The organism is Streptomyces sp. NPDC096012, from assembly GCF_040426375.1.
Taxonomy (GTDB): domain Bacteria; phylum Actinomycetota; class Actinomycetes; order Streptomycetales; family Streptomycetaceae; genus Streptomyces.
Genome location: NZ_JBEOTD010000098.1, coordinates 1 through 1,578, shown reverse-complemented (window position 1 = coordinate 1,578; position 1,578 = coordinate 1). Strand labels below are relative to the sequence as shown.

Here is a 1,578-nt window from a genome sequence, read left to right as displayed (position 1 = left end):
GTGAAAGCTGACCGTAAAACAACTTCAAACTCGGGGCACTAGCTGGCCGATCGAGGCTAGACGGTATGAGGGTCGGCCCGTTTCGGGCCGGGGACTCGCTTGCAAGTTGCCGTGGGTTGCCGAGTAGGCGAAGCCTGGATCGGTAGTGCCTACATTTGCAGGAGGCCCCGGTGATGTATCAGCGTACGAGTGTCGGATTGGACGTGCACGCACTGTCTGTAGTGGCATGTGCGATCGACGGTCAAACCGGTGAAGTATGGAAACAACGATTATGTCCGGACTCCGGTGAGATCCTCGCCTGGTTGCGTTCGTTGCCGGGTCCGGTGAAAGCCGTCTACGAGGCCGGACCGACCGGATTCGGCCTGTACCGAGCTCTGAATCAAGCGGGTGTGGAGTGCGTGGTGGTTGCGCCGTCGAAATTGCAGAGACCTGCTGGTGACCGCGTCAAGACCGATGCTCGCGACGCGCTGCATCTGGCGCGGTTGCTCCGACTGGACGAGATCGTCGAGGTCACGGTCCCTTCGGTAGAACAAGAGGCAGCCCGAGATCTGGTCCGTGCCCGTGAGGATGCTCGCGGGGATCTGATGCGATGCCGACATCGCTTGTCGAAACTTCTTCTGCGGCAGGGCATTGTCTATTCTGGTGGTGCGGCGTGGACTGGTGCGCATGATGTGTGGCTACGAAGTCAGAGGTTCGAGCAGTCGGCGTTGCAGGCCACGTTCGACTCGAACTATGAAGCGATGCTGCTCACCCGAAGCCGCCGTGACCGACTGGATACGGCGATCGAGGAGATGGCGGAGAACAGTCCCTACACGCCGATGGTGCACCGTTTGGGATGTTTACGCGGAATCTCTACTTTGACCGGGTTCGGGTTGGCGGTCGAGATCGGCGACTGGCAGCGATTTACGGGGAGCACCATCGGTTCCTATGTCGGCCTGGTGCCGAGTGAATACTCTTCGGGGACATCACGATCACAGGGTTCGATCACCAAGACCGGCAACGGTCATGCACGTCGGTTGTTGGTCGAGGCAGCATGGCATCACCGCAAGATCTACCGCAACCCTGGACAGGTCATGCGCACTCGATGGGCGAAAGCCAGCCCCGCTGCGCGTGCTCGTGGGCATGCCGGCAACCACCGCCTGCATCATCGGTGGGAGCAGTTCACCGCCCGTAAGAAGCGTCCGGTGATCGCCAATGTCGCCGTAGCCAGAGAACTTGCGGGATGGTGTTGGTCGCTGGCGGTCGTCGACGACCAGCCCTGAGCTTGTCCTTCCCCTAGATTTCGGTCGATAGACAATCGCAAAGGGCGTGATGGCAGCGTGAGGAACGATCTGCGAAAACAACTATGGGCAGCAACAGGTTCCGAAATTGGAACCGATTGCGACGCCCGACCCTAGAGCAGCAGCACCGTTCCTGCCGAACAGTCGTCCTGCGGTAGCCAACCCGCGTATATCAGTCTGACCACGAGTCGTGAATATCGACATGTCACCCGCCGTTCTTCATGTCCGTCGACCGAAACGGAAACGGCCGCGGGGATAGCCGGTGCCCGGGGCGGGTGCACCCGTGGCGGGTAAAATT

The 1,578-nt window shown here is 60.3% G+C and carries 1 protein-coding gene; it reads left to right on the top strand.

Translation table 11 applies throughout. The features are described from left to right. Nucleotides 1-173 precede the first annotated feature (173 nt). On the top strand, nucleotides 174-1,262 hold the full coding sequence (locus ABVB68_RS36730; protein ID WP_003942584.1) for an IS110 family RNA-guided transposase: 1,089 nt from the start codon (nucleotides 174-176) through the stop codon (nucleotides 1,260-1,262). The last annotated feature ends 316 nt before the right edge of the window (nucleotides 1,263-1,578 follow it).